Source organism: Bradyrhizobium ferriligni, from assembly GCF_056837965.1.
The window spans coordinates 36888-56557 of sequence record NZ_JBXEJO010000026.1 but is presented as its reverse complement, the minus strand read 5'-3'; the positions used below and the strand labels follow the sequence as shown (position 1 = coordinate 56557).

General features: G+C 58.2%; 16 protein-coding genes. 3 read left to right on the top strand and 13 right to left on the bottom strand.

Translation table 11 applies throughout. The features are described from left to right. Positions 1-15: 15 nt before the first annotated feature. Together AC1VNY_RS17260 and AC1VNY_RS17255 are read left to right on the top strand one after the other, a co-directional pair. Positions 16-261 carry a hypothetical protein gene (locus AC1VNY_RS17260; protein ID WP_233475201.1) on the top strand — a complete coding sequence of 82 codons (246 nt, stop codon included), beginning with the start codon at positions 16-18 and terminating at the stop codon, positions 259-261. Positions 262-1089: 828 nt separating this feature from the next. Next, on the top strand, positions 1090-2919 hold the full coding sequence (locus tag AC1VNY_RS17255; RefSeq protein ID WP_482406064.1) for an NEL-type E3 ubiquitin ligase domain-containing protein: 1830 nt from the start codon (positions 1090-1092) through the stop codon (positions 2917-2919). Positions 2920-3110: 191 nt separating this feature from the next. On the opposite strand, the gene AC1VNY_RS17250 is transcribed toward AC1VNY_RS17255, so the two are convergent. The 5 genes from AC1VNY_RS17250 to AC1VNY_RS17230 form a co-directional block, all read right to left on the bottom strand. Then, entirely contained in the window at positions 3111-3866 is a 756-nt protein-coding gene (locus AC1VNY_RS17250; RefSeq protein WP_482406063.1) for a hypothetical protein, read from the bottom strand. Between the two features lie 60 nt (positions 3867-3926). After that, positions 3927-4676 (bottom strand): P-loop NTPase family protein, encoded by a 750-nt coding sequence (locus tag AC1VNY_RS17245; protein ID WP_482406062.1) that lies wholly within the window; start codon positions 4674-4676, stop codon positions 3927-3929. A 1372-nt stretch (positions 4677-6048) separates the two neighbouring features. Beyond that, positions 6049-7452 (bottom strand): M16 family metallopeptidase, encoded by a 1404-nt coding sequence (locus tag AC1VNY_RS17240; protein ID WP_482406061.1) that lies wholly within the window; start codon positions 7450-7452, stop codon positions 6049-6051. Beyond that, a complete protein-coding gene (locus AC1VNY_RS17235) occupies positions 7449-8810 on the bottom strand; it encodes a M16 family metallopeptidase (protein ID WP_482406103.1) in 1362 nt (453 codons plus the stop codon). The genes AC1VNY_RS17240 and AC1VNY_RS17235 overlap by 4 nt, the downstream gene beginning before the upstream one ends. A gap of 419 nt (positions 8811-9229) precedes the next feature. Then, entirely contained in the window at positions 9230-9940 is a 711-nt protein-coding gene (locus AC1VNY_RS17230) for a hypothetical protein (protein WP_482406060.1), read from the bottom strand. Positions 9941-10690: 750 nt separating this feature from the next. Between AC1VNY_RS17230 and AC1VNY_RS17225 the strand changes: the two genes are divergently transcribed. Next, positions 10691-11011 (top strand): hypothetical protein, encoded by a 321-nt coding sequence (locus AC1VNY_RS17225; protein WP_482406059.1) that lies wholly within the window; start codon positions 10691-10693, stop codon positions 11009-11011. Positions 11012-11220: 209 nt separating this feature from the next. Here the strand turns inward: AC1VNY_RS17225 and AC1VNY_RS17220 are convergent, their stop codons facing one another. The 8 genes from AC1VNY_RS17220 to AC1VNY_RS17185 all read right to left on the bottom strand — a co-directional run bounded on the left by AC1VNY_RS17220 (position 11221) and on the right by AC1VNY_RS17185 (position 19237). Next, positions 11221-11634: a tetratricopeptide repeat protein gene (locus tag AC1VNY_RS17220; protein ID WP_482406058.1), complete on the bottom strand. Its 414-nt coding sequence runs from the start codon at positions 11632-11634 to the stop codon at positions 11221-11223. 208 nt (positions 11635-11842) lie between these two features. Then, positions 11843-13960: a type III secretion system export apparatus subunit SctV gene (gene sctV, locus AC1VNY_RS17215; protein WP_482406057.1), complete on the bottom strand. Its 2118-nt coding sequence runs from the start codon at positions 13958-13960 to the stop codon at positions 11843-11845. Between the two features lie 8 nt (positions 13961-13968). Continuing rightward, positions 13969-14394 (bottom strand): histidine kinase, encoded by a 426-nt coding sequence (locus AC1VNY_RS17210; protein ID WP_482406056.1) that lies wholly within the window; start codon positions 14392-14394, stop codon positions 13969-13971. Positions 14395-14396: 2 nt separating this feature from the next. Then, positions 14397-14933, bottom strand: coding sequence for a hypothetical protein (locus AC1VNY_RS17205; RefSeq protein ID WP_482406055.1), 537 nt, complete (start codon positions 14931-14933; stop codon positions 14397-14399). A gap of 33 nt (positions 14934-14966) precedes the next feature. Then, a complete protein-coding gene (locus tag AC1VNY_RS17200; protein ID WP_482406054.1) occupies positions 14967-15857 on the bottom strand; it encodes a SctD/MshK family protein in 891 nt (296 codons plus the stop codon). Between the two features lie 116 nt (positions 15858-15973). Then, positions 15974-16207, bottom strand: a complete 234-nt coding sequence (locus AC1VNY_RS17195; RefSeq protein WP_482406053.1) for a nodulation protein NopA — start codon at positions 16205-16207, stop codon at positions 15974-15976. Between the two features lie 73 nt (positions 16208-16280). Further along, complete coding sequence (locus tag AC1VNY_RS17190) at positions 16281-16574, bottom strand: hypothetical protein (protein WP_482406052.1); 294 nt, start codon at positions 16572-16574, stop codon at positions 16281-16283. An 875-nt stretch (positions 16575-17449) separates the two neighbouring features. After that, positions 17450-19237, bottom strand: coding sequence for an HrpF/NolX family T3SS translocon protein (locus AC1VNY_RS17185; protein WP_482406051.1), 1788 nt, complete (start codon positions 19235-19237; stop codon positions 17450-17452). Positions 19238-19670 lie beyond the last annotated feature (433 nt).

Below are 19670 nucleotides of genomic sequence, written 5' to 3'. Positions count from 1 at the left end.
GGAAGGACGTAGTTATTGATCCAGGCTGAGAAGGATGTCGTCGAGCAGATGCTCTCATCATTGGCGATCAGCTTGTTGCAGAATCGTGTTGCTCCCTCCTACGAACAGGTGATGCATCATTTCGGATTAGCCTGCGAGAGAGCGGGGCTGATCGCGACGGAAGAGGTGGCAGTTCGGATATTGAAGCGCGTTTCAAGCGAAATCAACGAGGCGCAGTCGGTGCTCGAGTTTATCGGTCGCGGGGCGGATCTACTGCATTGATCTCGAAGTTAAGAAATTTCCATCGAAGCAGTGTCAGATGCAGCTGGGCGCGCGTTGTTCGACTGAGAAAGCGCCCCCGCAAGGGCCGAGTCGTCCGCTTTTGCTGGCCGAAACCTGCGGCAGTTTGAACCGATCTGGCAGGATTGATCCTTGGCGCCGATGTCAGAATAGATGGGAACTCGCTATCCAGGAGGATATCAGCCAGCCTTTGCCGATTGCGCCGGGGCGTACCGCCTCGCGGTGAAGCGGGAGCGGTGCTACATAGGATTGCGGGCTTTCAAGCTAGGGTCCCAACGTGGCCATCTGAATGAGCAGGGGGCGGTTTGTTGCTTCGGGAGTAAAGAGCCGCAACTCGCCGGCTATCAGCGCCGCGCCGCGGTAAACAGCGAGCATTTTGCCAAGCTAAAAACTCGGTTGATCCTCGTCTGCTTTTTCGTCGGTCCGCTATCTACACCTAAGCTTCGAGAGAGGCTGATAGCCAGCCGTCCGCCCATTGTTCGTCGCTCCGAACCCGTCAGCTTATCGACAGCTACGTCTCGTAGCATAAACGTCTTTACTGGCTGGCTGGTCCGGCTTGATGTGCTCAGATCTGGCAAGAGAATTGGATGGTATCCATCAAGCGATCTAGCACCGAGGCTTTGGCTGTGCTGCGGTGAGCTGCAATTGCTCGCCTGCAGGCCGGCAGGTGTTCGCGCCAGCCGTGGGCGGTGATTGCGCGGTATGACCGCCAGCTTTGTCATCAGCCGATCAGCGCGCCAACCCTGGTGAGGTCTGACGGCTTAAAGGTGCGGCTGCGGACGCGCTTGGTTTGGATACGGAGAGACGGCGATGAATACAGAGCAGCTTGGATCAGGCACTCCTTCCGGAACTTCCGATTCGGAAGCCTCCGAGCCGGCATCTCCGGCTGCAACGCAGTGGGGCGAAGCCCTGACGGATGCGCTGGCGTCCGCGGGCGAGGCGTCCAGCTCGCAGCTCGAAATCTTGACCAACTGGGCTGCCGAAGACGGGCAGGGGCAACACGAGGACCGTCGAGAAGCGGTAAGTCGTGCGAGGGCTTGGCAGGACACAGGCGATGTCAATGAGGCCCTAGATCTGTCGTCCCTGTCCCTGACCGGCTTGCCTGTGCCGACCCTGGCCGGGCTGCGTCGCCTGAATGTCGACGACAATCAGCTGAACAGCCTTCCTGGGGACCTTCCGGCCAGTCTCCAGCGCCTCTATGCCAGTAATAACCGGCTGACCGGCCTGCCCGAGCTTCCAAATGGCCTGCGGCGGCTCTATGTCGTCAGTAACGGGCTCACCAACCTGCCCGCACAGCTACCGACCGGCTTGCGGCGCCTGAGGGTCGATAGCAATCAGCTAACCAGTCTGCCTGATCGCCTTCCGGCGACGCTTGAGGAGCTGGACGCCAGCGGCAACCGCTTGACCAATCTGCCCGACCTTCCAGCCCGGCTCCAGCGCTTGAACGTCGACTACAATCAGCTGACGGCCTTGCCCGAGCCTCTTCCGGGCGGGCTCGAATGGCTCAGCGCTAGCCATAACGAACTAACCAGTCTGCCCGAAACGGTACCCGACCTGCTATGGCTCGACGCCAGCAACAACCAGCTGACCAGCGTACCCGAGACCCTGCTGACACATCTAGGTCGTGATTCTAGCGTTAATCTGGAGAATAATCCGCTCCCCGATTTGGCGCAGGCCGGCCTGGCGGCAGCGATACAAGCAGCAGACTATGCAGGCCCGCAGGTCTTCTTCTCGACCGCCGAAGGCGCGCCGGAAGTCCAGCCGCGGTCCCTGCAAGAGGTTGTGGCGGACTGGCTCGAGGCCGAGCCCTCGATAACGGCCACCTGGCAGGGCTTCGCCCAAGAACCGGGTGCGCGGGACTACGCACGCTTCCTCGACAGGCTCCGGGGTACCGTGAACTATGGCAACGACGGGTTCCGGCAGGCGGTCGTCGAGGATCTGCGGCAGGCAGCCGTCAGGCCGCGTTTGCGTGACCAGTTTTTCCAGCTGGCCTCGGGAGCGAGCGAGCGCTGCGAAGATCGGCTTACCTTGACCTGGAACGGCATGCAGAGCGCACGGCTGACCGCTGACGTTGAAGACGGCGTCTATGACGGGCGGTTGGCCGAGCTGCTCCAGCAGGGCCGTGTCCTGTTTCGGCTGGAGGCGCTGGACGGGATCGCACGCGAGACGGTCAACTCGCTTCGTCGTGCCGATCCTGACGCCTACGTCGACGAGATCGAGGTCTACCTTGCCTACCAGACCCAGCTGCGCGACCCGCTGCAGCTGTTGCACATCGCTCCGGACATGCGCTTCTTGAATGTCTCTAACGTAACCGAGGACGATATTGCCAGGGCCGAGGCGTCGGTGCGCAATCAGGAGGCAGCGGAATTTCCGGACTATCTAGCAACGCGCTGGCACCCATGGGAGAGCGTGTTGAGGCGCATCGCACCCGAAGACTATGCTGCAATGGAGAGGCGGCTCGTCGACGCGATGGGCGATGAATTCCAAACCCGCTTGGATCGGCGGCTGGCCGAGAATGCTCTGACGGGCGATGCCGATGCAGAGCGAGTGCTTGGCGCCCAGATTCGCAAAGAGATCGCCCTCGAGATCAAAGGCCCTGTTATGCACCAGGTCCTCGAAAGATTCGGCCTTGAGCTATGAAGCGCCTCGAGCGGGAGCCGTCGATCCGTCCAGCCGCGCGCAATCTCAGCGGCAATCGTCCTAACGAGGACGAGCGAGTGTGGAAGAGCCATTGGGCAAATGAGTTCCCTTAAGTCTTGGTCACTTTGTGAGTGAAAAAACTACTCTCGATTGCCCGAGCAGCTGAGCATTCTATATCGCACACGACTCATTCAACTTTGATGGCGGAACGGATAGTGAGCCGGTCCTTTAGTCGCCCTTGTGCCACGTAGGCTCTCGATATTCGTTGCGCGAGATCGATAGGGCCCTCGCTGTATCACGCTCGCCTCCAAATCACGAAACATGGTGTAGTTTTGTCGGATCCACTGATGCAGTTCGGTGGTCCAGTCCTTTTCGTTGCGCAGATAGCCGGTGAAGGAGAAACTCAGTCGATCGACATATCTCTTTAGAAACAACGGCAGCGCAGAAATCCGGAGCACTCGCTCACAATCCATCGCTTCAGGTAGTCCTCCGCGCAGCACGAATTCATTGTGGACGGTGACCAGCGCCGCCGGTGGAATCTGTCGCCGCAGCATTTCATAACCACGGAAGGAATGGCGATCAGCGCCCGCGACGAATAGGATGACAGGCGCGACATAGCAGCGTGCGGTTTCCTTCATGAAGCCGATCTCCTCGCACATCTTGAAGAACTCGTCGAAAGCATGGAAGCCGAGGTCGATCACCTTGGCTACCCGATCGTGGATGATCAGCGGGTCCATCAGTTGCATCTTACCGTAAGTGTCAATTACATCTGCGGTCTCCGTGATGTTGGGAAGATAATCGAGCAATGAGGGTTCCTTCAGATTTACATCGAAGGAGAGCGCCGTGCCATTTTTCAGCAGCAAGTACTCGCTCACGAGGCGAGCGACGAGAGTTTTGCCGACCTGCGGGCTAGGGGAGCAGATGATGTAGATGGGGGTCGCTAACATAGCCAGCAGATCAATCTCGCTTCGTCCCTGGGCTCAACCTGTCGCTCGCCGATAATGCGACTACTTCTCGCCGCTCCGAGTCGCTGACTTGGCGCCGGCTAATTCCGTCAAGCTGATGCGATCAAACTCGCTCCAGACATTTGCCAGCCAGTGCCGTACATAGCCGCGCAGAACAAAGGAATTATTCGCCGGTTCATCGTTCCGCCCCTTGTTTGCGACGAAATCCACGAATGGGACAGAAGCGACCTCGACCTGCTCATAGGCCATCTCGTTGAGCTTCGGGATGGTCAACTCGGTCGCATGCTTGATGCGGTGAAAATATGAACTATAGGTCGACTGGTCCCACTGGAAGAATTGAGTGTCGTTGATGAAGTTCTTGACCAGATAATACTTTGCGCCGGCCATGAAGGTCGCGGTCTCGGCGATTTCGTCCAGCGAAGCGATGGACGATCCCAGAATATGGAATACGGCAAAAGTTATCTGGCCAGACCGCGCCGAATCCAAAAAGCCGATGTCGCGCAAGGAGGCCAGTGCTGTGGATAGTAAGCCCGCGCGAGCATCGATGACGGTGACGGATAGTCCTGAGTTCAGGGTATCGAAAATCTTCATCTGGTCCGCCGTCGTCGTCATATCGACGATCTCGGTGATCGCGGGATAGAAGCGCTTCAGCGTTCCCCGCGGCGACTCCGTGTCGAATGCACGTGTTTGCACGTTATTGACGTTGAAGTAGTCCAAAAGCGTTCGTGACACGGTCGTCTTGCCGACGCCTCCTTTGTCTGCGCCCACCACAATTACAACCGGCTTCACCATGGAATTCTCCTGAGACACTCGCTGTTGCCGAGCGCGAAGTGCGCAATCGGCGAGTCTCTGCTTTGGGTGCGAACATGGCGGAAAGAAGGGGCAATAGTATCTTCGATACAGGAGCGGCACAATCAATGAGGTTTTCCACGTCGCGTCATCAAAGCTCTTTGATTGTAACGACGACGGAAGTCGGTAGCAGGTAGCTAATCACTCGTAATTGCAGTTCACGTCAGGTTTATGCGGTGATGAAGGACAAATTCGTCGAGCAGTCGGCCGTACGCGGTGATGATCATTCGCGATCACTATCATTCATATTTTCTGCTGATCTTTGATCAGCGTGAAATAACTCGAATCTCACGTAGCGTCAGGAAAGTTGGGCTTGGTACGAGCATGACCGAGGTGGTGCCGCGCCGGTGCTCAAGGCGCGTTTCGCGCGTTGGGTCACGGCCGTGGCGACCCAGTCGATCGTCAACGTCTAGCTCGACAATCACGACGGCCGCCTTGTCCAGCAGGCGAAGTGGCGAGCGAGCACAACAAGAAAAGTATCGAGCATCGGCCTGCTTAAAGCCTTGCTGCACATTCGAATGTCAGAGTGCCAAGTGAGAGCTCGGCCCGGAACCTCGACTCTGTTGACTTGTTCGACGGCGGGAATCGGTGTCCGAGGGCCTTCTGCAGTTGCTTGATCGGCGAGCCTAATGACCATCTCAATTAGGGATCCTCACTTTGCGCACGGGCGTCACCGACTACCCGGCGTGCCTGCGTCTAGCGAGATGGAGGTTGGTCGCTTGGAGAGTAACCCGTTCGCCCCGCGACACGTCGAAAGTGATAATTCGCTTGTGCATACAATCGATCGAGATGGGCCCGCCACAATGCGGCCGATCAGGTGGCCATCCCAGGCAGCCTTTTATTGTGGTCTGCCAATGCCACGATGGGCCGCTGCTGATCATCGCCACAGGTATTCAGGATCGGGCCGCGTGACACCACAGAACATAACGTCAGTTCGCCACGGTAACGCGCAAGGCAGCTAAAAGGAGATATTCGCTAGCGAATGGGGTAACGAGCGGAACAAGAACCATCGACTTCATAGCTCCTGCTTCTCTGCCTCGGAGTCCGCCGACAGGAGCAAACTCAAGCTCTGCGAAGACCCCAGGGCCAAGAATCGCCGCTCGGGCCAGCAGTCAGAGATTAGCAACGATCGGCAAGCGGTTAATGTGTGATTACGCCGCTAGCGCGAGAATTTGAGCGCAATTGTTCTGCTCGGCCGCAACCAACTGTCGGTTCTCTACGGGAGGAAATGGAGAGCGAGCCTCGTGCCTGCGGCGGCTGGGGTTGCCTGAGAGTTAATTGGGTTTCCTCGGTAAAGCGGGTGATGGTGTGGTGCCTAGTTACTCGGCGTGTGACGGGGCTTCGTGGCCGATGGGACAGGTGCCGACTCGGCCGCGACCGGTGGAGAGCGGCCGACGATAACGGTGAGCAGACCCTGGCCCCACAGCCGCTGCGCGACCCTCCTGGCGTCTTCCAACGTCACCGCATCGACGATGGCATTGTAGTTTTCGATATAGTCGATAGGTCGCTTGTCAAGCTGATGCTGCAGCAGCGTTCGCGCTAGCTTTGATGAAGAATTGAGAGCCAGCATTTTCGAGCCCTTCAGGTAAGATTTTGCATCGTCGAGTTCTTGCCGGGTCGGCCCCTCGTCGGCGATATGGCGGACCTGCTTCTCAATCTCTTCGAGCGTCTCGCCGGCACGATTGGCACGGGTGCCGCTATTGCCCACGAACACGGCGGAATGATTCATCCAGACCAGCTGCTGATGGACGGAATAGGCCAGCCCGCGCTTCTCGCGAAGTTCGCGAAACAGCCGTGACGACAGACCGCCGCCGCCGAGAATGTGGTTGACGATATTGGCGGCCATGAAATCGGGCTTACTGCGGCGGACGCCGGGACCACCGAAAGTCACAGCCGTCTGGGCCACATCGAGCGGAATGAAGACGCGCTGCGGCGGCTTTGCTGCGACGACGTCGCGAATCGGCACCGAGTCCGCCTTGGCCGGCAGGCCGCCAAAGGCCTTGTCGAGCAGTCCGCAGAGGACGTCTGGCTGAATGTCACCGACCACAGCGATCTTGAGGGTGTCTTTTGCGATCACGCGCCGGACATAGCCCTTGAGATCGGTGACGCCAATCTTCGGGACGCTCTCGAGCGTGCCTCCGGCCGGCCGAGCATAGGGATGATCGCTAAAGGCGACTTCGAGGAACTTGCGATTGGCGAGCGATGAAGGATTGTTTGAATCATTCCTAAGATTCGCAAGCAGGCTGGCACGGATCCGTTCGACATCCGCCGCGTCGAAACGGGGTAAGGTTAGTGCCATCCGTAAAAGGTCGAAGGCCTCATCCGCGTTTTCCTCGAGCGTGCGTAAGGCACCGCGGAAGTGATCGCGGGTCGATCCAAAACGCAGTTCAATGGTGCGACGGTCGAGCCGCTCGTGAAAGCTCTTGGAGTCGAGATCGCCGGAGCCTTCATCGAGCAAGTCAGCGACCATGTAGCCGACGCCGGCTTTGTCGGCAGGGTCCTGTGTCGCGCCGCCGTCGAAAGCGAATTCCATCGCAATAAACGGGACAGTTGCGTCCCTGACGAACCAGGCTTCTACGCCACAGGGCGAGACCAAGCGCTGGATCTTGGTCGCGGCAACGGTCGTGGCGGCGGCGAGCGAATCTGGCGGAACAAGCATCCCAACTGACAATGAAGCTCCGCGGAAGAGGAAGGCACGCCGTGTAAAGGAACAGGTCATGATGGTTTCTCCGTGTGCTTTGGCGTCGCTTTGATGAGATAGCCGGTCACCGAGCGCTTCTTGTCGAGCCATTTGCGCGAGGCCTCGAGTACCTGCTCCGCCCGTACGGCGCGGATGCGGTCCGACCAGCCTCGGACGTCGTCGATGCTTAATCCGGTTGTCAGCCCGCCGCCATACCAGGTCGCGAGCTCTTCCAGGTTGTCGTGGGCATAGATTGCTTGCGCGATCAGCTGTGTCTTGACCCGCTCGAGATCCTCTGCCTGCGGAGAATTGTGCGCAATACTGGCAACTATCTCGTCAATGGCGCAGTCGAGCTGCCCGAGCTTAACGCCCGGCCTCGGCATGGCAGAAATCTCGAACTGCGAGGGATCGAGCGCGGTGGCGCGGTAGTGCGTCCGGGCGCTGATCGCGAGCCGCTTGTCGATTACGAGCGCGCGATAGAGATATGAGTTGATGCCACTACCCATCAATTTGTCGAGCACCTCCAGCGCTGGACTCTCCCCGGCAGCCCCGGTGCGAGCCGAGGGTACGAGATAGCGGCGGCGCAAGGCTGGCTGCTCGACGCGGGGATCTGCCAACGTCACGGTGCGCGCCGCTGCCGGCGTTGGCTCCTGCGGTCGCAGGCGTTCCGCAGGAATCGATGGTTGCGGGGGGATGCCGCCAAAATTCCTCTCCACCATCGGTCGGACCTCGCTGACCTTGACGTCACCCGCGATGATCAGGATGGCGTTGTTCGGCGCGTAGAAACGCTTGTAGAAAGCGAGCGCGTCCTCGCGGTCGAGATTTTCGATCTCCTGCTGCCAGCCGAGCACAGGGTGGCCGTAGGGATGGTTGAGGTAGAGCGTCGCCATCATCTGCTCGACAAGCCGCGCATCCGGCCTATTGGCGATGCGCATACTAAATTCCTCCAGCACCACGTCGCGCTCCGACAATAGGTCCCGGTCCTTGAAAATAAGACCGGTCATGCGGTCGGCCTCAAATTCCATCATTTTGCCGAGCTGTTCGCGCGGCACGTGCTGGAAATAACTGGTATAGTCCCTCCCCGTGAAGGCGTTCTCTTTGCCGCCGACACGCAGCACGGTCTGGGAGAATTCGCTCGCCGGATGTTTGGTTGTGCCCTTGAACATCAGGTGTTCAAGGAAATGCGCTAGCCCCGATTTGCCTGCCGGCTCATCGGCGGAGCCGACCTTGTACCAGATCATCTGAGTCACAACGGGTGCGCGATGATTCGGAATCATTACCGCTTGCAGGCCGTTTGGAAGCGTGAGGGTAGCCGGTCGATCCGATCTGGTCTTATCCTCAGCAAAGATGCTCTCCTCCTCAGAAGAGTATAGGTTACGATCGGTGCTATCAGCCATCCTGTGCTCGACCGTCGGGGAGGTGTGTGTCACTAAATCGATAGCGCCGGTAGCGATGCCCGCCCCCATGGCGCTGACGGAACTCTGGTCCTTCATGGCCTTGCCCTCGCTCCATAGGGATCCATGGTTTGTGGTCAGATAGACCGACAAAACAGGAAGCTGTACACGGTTTGGCAAGGAGCAAAGGTCGGGCCAATTGCCCGATGCGCGGCACAGCCGCACGGCGTGCCAACCGGACGCAAAATCGATCCGGCGCGCGTGTTCTGGTCAAAGGTCAACGGCCGGCAGGTCGTGAGCACGACATTGCGCAAGAAGGCGCACGACAATCTGGCGCAAACCGTAGAATGACAACAGGGAAAGGCGAATTGAGCCGCGATATAACGCCGGATCAAATCCCTCTCGCTTGTTACTGTCTCGTTCTACGCCGGGAGTGGCTTGGCGATGTTTCTCATGGTCGCGAGGCGAGAGTTGGCGAGAAGCTCCTTGGAATACGCTGTGCCGAAGTAGTCGAGGACGAAGGTGCCAGAATAGCGTAGATTATCGCACGCGCGGATTAGGCTATCGAGCATTGCGCCGACTTGCCCAATGCGGTCGCGATAGCGCGCGCGAATGACATTAACAGCGTTCATCGAATGAACCGCCTCGTCGGCAATTACCTCTCGCAACCAATGATGAAACGTGTTGTTCCCAAGAGCGTCGTAAAACGGCTTTTCTTCCGCGTAGGCGCGGCAAGTGCACATTTCGTCAAACGCAATCATAACCAACAAGGAGAATTCGTCCTTCAGGTATTCGGTGATCGGACCAAAGTCATGCGATCGAGCGCCCAATCTCTCGCGAAGATCCTTTTCGGATCCATTGGCGACAAGTTCAATGATGCGGATGAAGCCATTGGTGTGGCGCTCTTCATCAATTGCCCAGGCGCTGAGAAATGCCGCAGCTTCATCGGTCGCGATGAGATGTCTGGCGGCAAGTTCTTGTTTCAAATACCGGGCGTCATATTCCGTGTATAGGTCAGGCCACAATTTATCCCAACGTGCGCGTATGGCTGACGGTTCGGCGCAGAACATCGCAGGTGTAAGAGCGCTGAACAATTCGTTTGGATTCCAGTCCCGTCGAACCGGCGTGATCATCCCTGTCCCCTAGCCGCGAGCGCTCGGGCGAACGTTTTTGTCTTCCCGAACCCCGGCAAATATTAGCTGCATACGAAACGCCCGTCGCCTCTTAGTTTTGGTGGGGCAATTCCGGGTCGTACTGTTCTCGGCCCAATCCAAGGTCCCGGTCAATGGCCAGCGAAAGTTTATCGCGGTGAGAAGCAAGCCAAGAATAAGCGGAATACGCGCGATTACCGCTCCTTGGGTCGAACGTCGCCTTCGTGAAGCCGACTGGTTCCGTCGCGCTGATCGACACGCATAGCATCGTCAGTCTATCATCGATCGGTTGCTCGGACTGCACGACACCTTTGCCGCTACTATCTGCTGCCGAGCTTCGAGCGATGGGACATACGCCAAGCAACGTGCTGTGCGAGAATGCGAGTTGAGCAGACCCAGAGCATTGGAGCGGTTGGCAATGCTCCCCGATCCACGCCATTACCTTTATTCATGTCGCGCTCTGCCCTGTCCGGTGTGATACTTACATGTCCAGAGTCCGACGCCGCGGATCGGAGCTGCGGGAGCGCTGTATCAAACACATGATTTTCCTGTTCGTGGACGGCAACCCTTCACGATCGTTTGTGGCACGTCGCTTGCTCGGTCGAGAAGCGACAATATTGGCCTCACAATCGTAAGCTGGTGTGCAGACGCGCCAATTAGTGATCATGGCAGACATGCGGGAGCTCTGCTCAGGCGTCGTCTCGTCCATATACAACCACACAGGAGATGGTGATGACGAAAGAAACTGGGATCAACGATGACATCGGCATTGCAGCCGGCGCATTTCAAGACTTCACGAAGCGAGCCATCGGAGCTCAAAACGAGTTTGTGAAAAAGTACTCAGAGGCCTATTGGCACTGGCAGGAGCGCATTCAAATCGAATCGACACAGTTGACGGAGTTCTTCAAGGATGTCTCCTCGACGTCTTCAGCGCCCGACCAGATCGGCATTCTTCAGGGGTGGATGAAAGGCGCCAAGCAGCGGTTCACGGAGGATGTTGTCTATTCTATCGAAACCGCGAAAGCCCTCACGAATGTCGGACTGCAGGCTTGATTTGCTCTCTGCCGGTGCAAGGTGGCGGTGTCGTAAGCATATGCAAGGTAAGTGACGGATAAATTGCAATGTTACTACACGTGGCGATTCGTAAAATTATCGACCACATCTCTTATCACTCTTGAGGTTTGGCGGCGGCGTATAGTGCGGCCGCTCAAGCGGAACCTAGTTATCGGCAAGCCGGCCACTCAGGAGTCAAGCTCTGCACGCTATTGTTCGCTGCGCCGTCTTGCTCGGGCCAAGGCGCCATCCATCTGCGGTTGTGGCCCGGCATCCTCGGTCTCCGTCTTACTTTCTAGCGCAAGCGACAGTTTGAGATTGTTGCGCAACATCGCATTTGAGGGTTCTCTTTCGAGAGCGTTGCGGTATAGCCCTTGCGCCTCTTGATGGCGGCCCTTCTGATCGAGGACAACGCCCTTGGCGTTCAGCGTGCGCAGATCGCCGGGAGCCGTCAAGAGGACATTATCGAGAACCTCAAGCGCTTGATCGGGCGATTTGCGGGCCAGCAGGACCCGCGCAAGAGAGATCGCCGCATCGACATTGTTTGGTTGTTGCTTCAACGTATCGCGCAGAGTTTGCTCATCCGCATCCCGACCGAGGCTGTATGGAATTCGTTCGCGCACGCCAGGATCGATCGCTTTGGCGTCAGCTAGGTCTGACGAGGGCGTTTGCCGCGATGAAAGGGCCGACCTATCGGGGTTAGCGCAGCCTGCGAGCAGAACGATAGCGAGCGAGCCTGAACACAAGGCTGGGCGAAAGAAGCATGTGTGTCGCCAGCGGCTTATCTCATAGGAATTCATAGGCTATCTCACGACGAGCTGCTGTGCTCTGTTAACTTGCGGCGGGAAGCAGCCCGCCACGCTCCGAGGAAGGAGCCCTTTCCTTGGTAGCCGGAAGTTTCACGGACCCAATCGGCTGGACTGTGAAATCCGAGGCGAGATCCTGATAAGACAGAACGGGCAGATCGATTCCGTTGCGGGTGAGAAAGCCGCGTACGAAGCGCCGGATATCCATCGAGCCGAGAATGACGGGCTGGCTTTGGCTTTGTGCGATGGTCGAATGGATTTGACGGAATTGTGAAAGCAGCTTCTCGCTCTGCCAATCGTCCAGAACGAGATATGGTCCGACAGCGGTTTCGCGTACCGAACCGCGCACTATCTCTTCAGTCTCACGCTCGATGATAAAGGCGGCCACTACGCGGTGGGCATTGGCATAGCGAAAGCAGATCTGCCGCTTCAGCGCGGCACGAACATATTCAGTGAGCAGGACGGCGTTCTGCTCGCGTTCACTCCATTCTGCAAGGGCCTCCAGGAGGAGCCGAGTGTTGCGAATGGGTATCCCCTCATCGAGCAGGCGGCGCAGGACCTCTGCGATCCGCGGAATGGTCGCCGTACGAAGCACTTCCTTCACCAGATCGGCGTACTCCTGCTCCATTCGGGCAAGCAGTTGACGGGTCTCTTGAATGCCTACCAGGCGCTGCGCGTAGCGTGTCAATGTGGAATGGAGACGTAAAGCAAGAATTTCGACCGGACGGTGGTGTCCGATCCCGGCGGCTTTGAGCGCAGCTGCATGGCGTTCTTCGATCCATACGCGAGCCGTCTCCGGATCTTGCCGAAATGGGATGCCGCTTAGTTCAATGTTCGCAATATCATCGTTGAGTGCGAGTTGCGTCGGATCGATCAAATCCCGTTCAACCGGCACGCTATCGACATCTATCCTGAACTGCGACTTGGATAGGTTCTGGTCAATCTGGGCCGGGATACGCGGAACCGTGATTCCAAGGTCTGCCGATACCGACGTTGAAACGCGCGCGATGCTTCGTTCCAACTCGTCTTTGTCGATTGAATGTGTCAGGTTCGGCGCAAGGAATAACGCAATCGGAAGTGCTTCCGCATAAGTAGCTTGCTTCTGTGCCTGTGCTGGAGCCGGTGCCGAAGCAGTGACATTTGCGCCTGTCTTCGCGGCAGGCTTGTCGCCTTTCGCGCCGACCTTGACATAGCTTGCGGCAGCGAAGAGCACGGCCAAGATGACGAACGGGGACAAAGGGAAGCCAGGAACGAGTCCCATTAACAACAAGACGCAGGCCGCCAGCCGAAGCGCTTGTGTGCTCGCCGTAAGTTGGCTGACAATATCGGCTCCAAGCTTGAGCTTGGAAGGCCCGTTGACCCGTGTGACGATGGTCGCGGCCGTAATCGACAACAACAGTGCCGGAATCTGTGAAATGAGCGCATCACCTATTGTCAGCAGCGTATAGTGATGCATCGCGGCATCGAGCGACATGCCCTTGGAGAGCAGGCCGATGCTGATTCCGCCCAGCATATTGATGCAGATGACGATCAGCCCGGCGATCGCGTCGCCTTTCACGAATTTCATGGCGCCATCCATTGCACCATGAAGTTGGCTTTCTTGCTCAAGTGCCGCGCGCCGGCGACGTGCTTCATGTTGATCGATATGGTTGTTGCGCAGCTCCGCATCTATCGCCATCTGCTTGCCGGGAAGTGCATCGAGCGTGAAGCGCGCTGACACCTCTGCGACGCGCTCGGCGCCTTTGGCAAGGACCATGAACTGCACCATGGTCACGATCAGGAATATGACGATTCCGACAGCGATATTCCCCGAAATGACGAAGTCGCCAAAGGTGTGGATGATGCTGCCGGCGTCGCCCTCCGCAAGAATCAGGCGCGTTGTTGCGATGGTCAGCGCCAGACGAAAAACCGTCGAAATCAGAATGACGCCTGGCAGCGACGAAAAATCAAGCGGCGTGCTGAGATAGAGGGCAACCATCAGCAGCAATATGGCAAAGCCAAGGTTGAAGCCGATAAGCATGTCAATCACGATGATCGGGACCGGCATGATCATCATGCCGATCGCCAGAAGCAGCATCAGTGCGACCATGATATCCGGATGGGCCGGTGCGCGGGCGACGAGATTTCGTAGGTGCCTGGCCATGCAAAGCCTTATTGTTTGACCGGAGCCGGGCTGCCCCGCAAGGAAACATAGCGCTTGAAGGTGGCCTGCGCCTCGGCCATGCGGCCAGCCTGACGCAGAGCATGGCTGCGCAGCAGCAGCAATGGCAGGCGCGACGATGGCTGATCATCAAGCATGTCCAGCCTGTCCAATACCGATAGCGCTTCCTCGCCGAGGCGCTCTAAGATGAGCGCATAGGCGAGGATGCGAAGCAGCTCGACGTCTTGAGAATGTTCGTGAACGACGAGCCGCAAGAGAGTCAGACTGTGTGCGCTCTGCCCACACGCAAGGTGGACATAGGAAAGCGCGCAGAGCAAATTGCGCTCGGCCCCAGAGATCGGAACGACCCGATCGGTTTTGGAAACATTCGACGACTGGGTGGGTGTGAAATGCTGCACTTCGAGCGGATCTGGCATTGCTAGCCTTGGATCAAGCTGTTGTGATTCTGCCGGAGCAGGATTAACCGCCGCAGCTCCAGCCGCAGAAGCGCGGCCCCGTCGCCTGCCGCCGAGCCCTCTGGCGCGGCTGACAGCGCATCGGCCAGACGCTCGAGGAGAAGGCCGTGTTGCTCTGGACGTACAACATGCGAATGCCGCAGGCGGGGCGTGACGAAGGAGAGCAGGCTATTCGCGAGATTGGGGCCCTTCAGCCAGGTAAGTTCCGAGCCTGTTTCGATCTCACCTGCGTGCTCGTTGGCATCGGTGGGATTGATCCGCGAGATTGGATCGATTGACTTGAGTTCGAGCGCGTTATCGATCGTGCTGGCAGCCAACCGCTCCTGCGCTTCGCGCTGTTGGACAACTGACGTGTGACCCTTGCCGTTTCCATGGACCTTGTCGATGCCGATGCTGCTGGCCTGAGGTGTGGCCGGGGCGATGACAGGTGCATGATGCTCGTTGTTAATTCCCTGAAAGGCGGTGCCAGGCTCTACGGACCGCTGCGGCAGCCTAGTCATGAAACGTTCCTTCGTTGGCCGCGGGCTAAAACTCTAATAAGACAAAGCAGCAAGCTGGCCATTGCGTGTCAGCAGCACACGTCCGTCCTCGATCTCCTTTACGGTCCATCCATTGCTCAGGAGTGCACCCGCGAAGTACTTTTGACCAGCAATGACCAGATAAGGGGCGTTTCCGCGCCAAACTGCCTGGACGGCAATTGCGGGGGGCGCCATCTCCTCCTTGATGGCGACCGCGCTGACGAGCGTATAAGCACCATTGCTTTGGACATCGAACCGCTGCTGGACTTCCCGCCATTTAGCGAGCGAGGCAGGCGTAATAGTGCCATCGGCGCTCACAACGCCCGGCCCAGAACCGACTTTGATACCGAGTAGGCCCGCTGCGTCAACTTCCCTTTGCAGCCGTTGAGCCGCTGCGTCGGTGGCCGGAACATCAGGGGTCGCGAGCGCGATTTTGGGGTCAATGTCCGTGGCGGGGGACGAGGTGCTCAGCGCTGCGGCGCTGTCGAACTGGACAAGTCTCGTTGAAAGGGTGCCAACTGCGGCAGAGCTGATGAGGACCAAGGCTAGCGGGATAATCGGTACATGCCAGCGCCCGGTAGAGCCGGCTTGCTGAGTGCCTTCGGTCGAGCAGCGAATGGACATCGCGCCCATATGGATGACGGCAGCAAGAGGGACAACAACGGTCTCATTTGGCGAAAGAGGGCCGCGGCCCTCGATCGCGACGTCCGCGGCAAGGGCCTCGATCTCGATCGAGCTGACATGCCAGCTGACGCGAAGATGGTGCGGTTCGAGGCCTTGCTCGATGAAGACCAAATCAGCATCGAGGCTGCTGCCAATCAAGCAGGAGCCGCTCCCCGCTTTGCCGGTCAGCCCGGAATAACACCCCGACAACACTTCGAATAGCGGGGAAGCTGGTTCATTCACGATCGTCTCCTGAATGAAGAACGAGACCGTACGGCAAAGCCGTACGGTCTGTTGCGACTTCACAGATCATGCGGCCGGCAAAAGCGGGAGGATGTAATTTCGTCCCGCTTCATCCGTTACTGCACCCGCTCGTCGGCCACTTTCTTGACGGTCGAGAGCTCTGTCGAGACGACGCGAAGTTCTACATCCCTTTCAGCAGCCTTCGTGCTGCTGGCAGTCAGGGCGGCGAGCTGCCTGTTGAATGCCGCTTCTCCCGCAGCTTCAGCAGCGGCGGAACCCGCGGCTGCAGTAACAGTACCAGCTGCGCCACCCGCCGTCGAGGTATGAGAAGCACCAACCTTACCAGTCATCTTGTTTCTCCTGTTCATTTGAAGATTGCCGCGCCTTGCGGCTCCGATTTTCCTGACGCCGTAACATGCGAGGTCAGGAATCCTCCTCTGTCTCGGCCATGGTATCGTCGAAACGACCCATTGCACTACTTACAAACTGGATAGCGACGGCGCCGAGAGCGGCGTTGAACGCTTGCTGCAAAGCAGCGGCTTGCGAGCCGGCGTCTGGACCAGACGCGCCGCCGCCGCCATTTAAGGGAGCTCCTGCACCATGCGATTGGCCATGATCATCGTGCTCGCCAGGCGCCCGAGATCCCTTTTTGCCGCCGCCAGTCGCGTGGAGGTCAGAATCAAGGTGCCCAGCGGCGCTGGAGCTGGAAATGCGCATCGGGTTCTCCTACTTCAAAACTTCGTCGTGCGGAGGAAGCAGTCTCCGTCACGTCTACTATGGAAGCATTAGCTTTCGACAAGCTGACGAGCCGCAGAAATACAGTGAGCCAATCTCTTCGGTGTTGCCTCTGGACAGGCCGCCTCATATTTCGGCAGTGTGTCGGCGAAAGCTGCAGATCAGAGAGTTGGTACAAGATCTCGCCTATGTGGCACTTGATCAGGCAAGCCGCTGTTCATCAGAGCGCAGCTTTGATGAGGGGAATGAAAGCGCCAGGATGGATAAAATGGGGCTTAGGCTTTGACGTGGCCCAATGTCGGGGCCCGCCCGGCCGGGACCCCTCGCAGCTTGTTCGGCAACTTAGTTGCCTCGAACCAGGGAGCGATTTGTCTTGATCCTGCCCGGGCGGGGCGGCAGGTTGAAGTTGCTCATGCGAGTCAGCGACGAAGAGCGATCCTCCAGTCCCGCTCGTAGCAGACCCATATAAATGGACCACTTTCGTGGACAGCGATCAGGAGGCGCTGGAGACAAGGACCTTGAGCGTCACGTCCACTAATGTGCTCTCGATCCAACGACCTAAACTGGTTAGGTTTGCCGCTCCGTCGGAGGTGAAGGCATCGACAAGTTCACCGTCCGCGACGGGTGGCGCAATCGGCCCGGCGAAATCTTCGCGGTGGCGCACGCGATGTGAGAACGCCCGTCGTGCGCTCGAGTGCAGCCGACAAATGCGCTGGTTTAGCTAGCGACCACGTTCGTCGGTGTAAGCATCGAACATGCTTGCGCGACCTGCGCGGCGGGGACGACCCTACCGCGTGGTGGCCTCGCAAGCTGGTCTTTCGTTCCAGCATTATCCTGCGTCGATAGCGCCGCTACGACTAGGCGTAGGCACCTGCAGCTTGCGTGCGCTCGGATTCAATCCGTGCCTTGAGGTTATTCAGATAGTCCTCCACGTAGGACTGGGCCATCGACACCGGCAGGTTGATGCCGGCCGTCGCCGCTTCTTGAATTGCATGCTTCACCAAGCCTTCTCGAATCGCTATCTTGACCTCGGGGCCGGCGATGCAGCCCACGGCCTGCGCCGCAAGACTGAGCCCGGCTTCCTCCAGCGCCTTCTTTATGTTGCCGCCGCTGATCGCGGTGTGCAGAAGATTTGCAGCTTGCGCTTCGGCCTCGATCACCATTGAAGCAAGATCGGCCAGTTCGCCCAGCCCTGGAATGAAGCCGAGTACACCAACGGCCGTCGCTGTCCAGTCGAGTACCTTCGAGCCTACCTTGAGCACGTCATTAAGTGCGTGCATGAGGGCGCCACCGTTCTTCTTGGGAGACTTGATGTCGGGCTGGTCTGCCACGCCAATCATCATGTCCGCGGTGGCCTCCTGTTCGGCCGGCGTTTGAGCGGCATGCGTTTTCAATTGCGGAGCGGCGCGGTTCGCACCAGACATGTTGTTGAAGAACTGGTTGAAATCGTTTCTGCTGATGTTTCCGGAATCAACCGTATGGCCGCCGCCGAAGTCAAAAAACTTGTGGTGGGTTTTGTAGCCAGTAATCGCGTTGTTCATCAACCCGAACAGCACAGGATCCGAGAGCAGCTGGGAAGCCGCGCTTCGTACCTCGGGGGAAAGGCTCTTGTCGTCCACCATACTCACGAGCTTTTCCCGGGTCAGATCGCCATTTCCAAAGAAAACGTCCTGGTTCTTGTTGATCGTGTTTAGTGTGCCCAGTTCGTCTCGAGTGAGACTCATCGATGACGAAGCGACCTGCAGGAAGTCCTCTTTGTGGACCTGATCTATCGAGCCGCCGTACAACTGCTTCCATTGATTCGGGTGGTCGAGAAAATATTGAGCCGCCGCGAGGACCTGTGGGGGGCATTTGCCAATGTCGGCGTTGCCGTCCACGATGTGCCTGAAATCCGCAAGGCTCAAGTTCTTGGGCAGGTTATCGGAATATCGGTAGAGTTCGCGCAAGGCATCGGTCAGGTTCATGACCGATGGCTCACCGTTCCCGGTACCGTCGGATGGGATGTAGTTCTGCTCGTAGGTCCGCGCCCGCTGCTCCTGGAACGCGGCAACTTGAGGGTGATGGTCGGAAAAGTCGCAGAGATCGCCCGCTTTGATCCTGCCGCCACAGCGGCCGTCGCCTTGCGAACCGATCGCATAGAAGAGCTCCGGGTCCTGTTGCAGTGCCTCGATCGCCGCCTTTAGATCCGGCGGTGTCGAGGGATCGTCGGCCAAATCTCCCAGAGACTTCCAATCAAGCGGGCATTTGTCCTTGTGGCGGTTCAGCACAGAGACAATCTGCAGTTCCGCATTAGTCAGCGTGCCACCGTTCCAGGTGATCCTTGAGCTTTGTACGGGCGCTTCCGCAATGATCGGGCTGCCGGCAGCACAGGACGGCTGTGGGTCATCCTGATATGCATCCAAGGCTGCCCTTATCTCTGGTGGCAGGATATTCCGCGCCTCCTGCGTGAGTTCCTCCGTCAGTTGCTTGGTTGATTCTGTGGGGGCCGGCTCCTGCGGTGCTGAATGATCGCTGGTCGTGTCTTTCGACGAGAGGCTGGCCAGCATCGCCTGAAAGCTGGAAAAGTCCTGCGCCGAAGAGGGCGGGGCGGGCATTCCGGAGAAAGCCACAGTTGAGTTGGCGGTTGGCGATAGGTCGACTGACATTACACGTCCTCCGATATAAGAGTGCACCACAAGACGGTCACCAGCGCGGCCCGAGATCGCGACGAACAAGGAGTGTTGATCGGCAGAGTTCAACAGGTCCTACCACTTGCGTCCTGTTGCTCAGTGCGCCTTCAGCGCTCAGTTCCGCGACTATCCATGGGAACACCGCCGTCTAGATATTCACGCCGTATGATAAAACGGACAACCTTTCGAGAAGCTGACGGCGCTCAGATGATTTCAAGGCGATTGATGAAATAGCCTTGCAAGCAAGGAGCCTGGACGTATTTCAATGCCGGTGCCAGCTTCGTTTGGTTGCGTTCACCTGGCCTGGTGCCATGTCAGCGAGTTAAGCTCCTGATCCAGAACCGTGTAACTGTAAGGCATCGATGGCAGCGTCAGCGGCGCGTCGAGCGTCCTGACGACGTCAGGCAGG